General features: G+C 45.6%; 2 protein-coding genes. Both read left to right on the top strand.

All coding sequences use genetic code 11. The features are described 5' to 3' along the window. Positions 1 to 26 precede the first annotated feature (26 nt). On the top strand, positions 27 to 1484 hold the full coding sequence (gene gatA, locus ACLFWI_RS29175; RefSeq protein ID WP_446415837.1) for an Asp-tRNA(Asn)/Glu-tRNA(Gln) amidotransferase subunit GatA: 1458 nt from the start codon (positions 27 to 29) through the stop codon (positions 1482 to 1484). A 211-nt stretch (positions 1485 to 1695) separates the two neighbouring features. Next, positions 1696 to 2580, top strand: a complete 885-nt coding sequence (locus ACLFWI_RS29170) for an alpha/beta hydrolase (RefSeq protein WP_446415836.1) — start codon at positions 1696 to 1698, stop codon at positions 2578 to 2580. Positions 2581 to 2612: the final 32 nt, after the last annotated feature.

Here is a 2612-nt window from a genome sequence, read left to right as displayed (position 1 = left end):
GTAAATCAGTATAAATAGGTACAAGCATGGCATCCATTCGTGAGCTGCACCAACAACTTATCGACAAAGAACGCACCAGTGTTGAAATCACGCAAGACGCCCTTGCTCGCATTCAGGCGCTAGAACCAAAAATCCATAGCTTTTTGCATATTACAGCCGACTATGCCCTTGAACAAGCGCGTCAAGTGGATGCCAAAATCGCAGCGGGGGAAGACATTGGCATGTTGGCGGGGATTCCGATTGGCATCAAAGATAATATGTGTACCAAAGGTATTCCCACCACCTGCGCCTCTCGTATCCTGGAAAACTTCGTCCCGCCTTATGAGTCTACCGTGACTCAAAAACTTAAGGATGCGGGGGCTGTCATGGTGGGCAAAACTAATTTGGATGAATTTGCCATGGGGAGTTCCTGCGAAACCTCTAGTTATCAACAGACGGCGAATCCATGGGACTTATCCCGCGTTCCTGGGGGTTCCTCTGGGGGTTCAGCTACAGCGGTTGCGGCTAGCGAATGTGTGGTTGCTATCGGTTCGGATACAGGGGGATCGATTCGTCTACCTGCATCATTCTGCGGGATTGTTGGCATGAAACCCACCTATGGGTTAGTGTCTCGTTATGGTTTAGTCGCTTATGCGTCGTCGTTGGATCAAATTGGTCCGTTTGGACGAAGCGTAGAAGATGCAGCTATTTTACTTAACGCGATCGCAGGCTATGATCCGAATGACTCAACCAGTCTCAAGCTGGAGATTCCCGACTACACCAAATCCCTGCAACCTGATTTAAAATCCAAAGGTCTCAAAATTGGCATTATTAAAGAAACCTTTGGTGAAGGGTTAGATCCCGTCATTGCCAAAACCGTTCAACAAGCCATTGATCAGCTCAAAAGCCTAGGTGCTGAAGTACAAGAAATTTCTTGTCCCCGATTTCGCTATGGGTTGCCCGCCTACTATATTATTGCTCCCAGTGAAGCCTCAGCCAACTTAGCTCGCTACGATGGCGTCAAGTATGGGTTTCGCACGCCAGAAGCCGAAAATCTTTTGGAAATGTACAAGAAAACTCGTGCAGCCGGGTTCGGGGCGGAAGTCAAGCGCCGGATTATGTTGGGAACCTATGCTCTATCCGCTGGCTATTATGACGCTTATTATCTCAAAGCGCAAAAAGTTCGTACCCTAATTAAGCAAGACTTCGAGCAAGCCTTTGAAAAGGTTGATGTTTTAATTTGTCCCACCGCCCCAACTCCTCCATTTAAAGCCGGAGAAAAAATCTCAGATCCGTTAACCATGTACTTATCGGACTTAATGACAATTCCCGTCAACTTGTCAGGATTACCAGGAATGAGTATTCCTTGTGGATTTGATGACCAAGGATTACCCATTGGGATGCAACTAATTGGGAAAGTATTGGGCGAAGAACAGGTATTTCAAGTCGCTTACGCTTACGAACAGTCTACGGATTGGCATCTCAAACAACCACCGCTTAAATAGAACATGTAGAGACGTGCCATGGCACGTCTGGGTACAGGGGCTACAGGTGCAAGGAGATATAATTTGTAGGGGCGGGTTTGACTGATAATATTATCGAGAAAACCGATAACTTGACTCAACCCGCCCTGATTGGAAAACAAGGTGAGTCAAAAATCGCCTCAACTTTGTAGCCGTTTAACTCTTTGATTTGCCCTGGGAGACTATTACGGGAATGAATAATTATAATATTTTCCTTCTGGGAAAGGGTTTTCTAATCCTAACCGGAATTGCCGCCATCATTTATCTGTTAGCCTGTATCTCTATCCGGTTATGGCAAAATCGGCTAGTTTTTGTTCCCACTAAGAAGATTCAAACCACACCAACAGACTTGGGCTTAAGTTATCAGGAGGTGTGGATACTTGTGTCTGCTGATCAGCCAGAACGTCTCCATGGGTGGTGGATTCCCGCCACCTCGCCCAAAACCGGGGTACTGCTGTATTTACATGGGAATGGGGAGAATATCGGCGCGAATGTCGAACGGGCAATGGAATTTCACCAATTGGGTTTGGATGTCTTGTTATTTGACTATCGAGGCTATGGTCAAAGTGATGGTAAATTTCCCACTGAAACCCAAGTTTATCAAGATGCTCAAGCGGCGTGGGATTATCTGGTGCAGCAACAGGGTATTCCGCCCCAGGATATTGTCGTATATGGTCAATCTCTAGGGGGCGCGATCGCGATTGATTTAGCGGTACGAAATCCCAGCATCCAGCGTTTAATTGTGGAAAGTACATTTACCTCAATGCGCGATATGGTCGATCATCAGGGAATCTATGGTTTATTTCCGGCGGATTTGCTACTAACGCAAAAGTTTAACTCGAAAAGCAAAGTTCGTTCTCTTAAAATGCCGATTCTTTTAATTCATGGCACAAATGACCCCGTTGTACCTGCTTACATGAGCCAAGTTTTATTTGATACTATAACAGGTTCAAAACAACTCTTCCTGGTTCCTGATGCGGATCATGATAATGTGGCTACTGTAGCTGGCAAAGAATATCAGCAAAGGATTCGATATTTTATTCAACTCAAACCTAATCCCGAACCAGATCTCAAGTAGTTATCCTGTTAACACAACTAATAATATCGCCT

It is taken from the genome of Coleofasciculus sp. (assembly GCF_046539235.1).
GTDB lineage: Bacteria > Cyanobacteriota > Cyanobacteriia > Cyanobacteriales > Coleofasciculaceae > Coleofasciculus.
The sequence above is the reverse complement of the archived record's forward strand: the minus strand, read 5'-3'. Positions and strand labels throughout refer to the sequence as shown.

Coding starts and splice junctions, on each gene's coding strand:
- gatA (WP_446415837.1), top strand. CDS start 27: ATGGCATCCATTCGTGAGCTGCACCAACAACTTATCGACAAAGAACGC.
- ACLFWI_RS29170 (WP_446415836.1), top strand. CDS start 1,696: ATGAATAATTATAATATTTTCCTTCTGGGAAAGGGTTTTCTAATCCTA.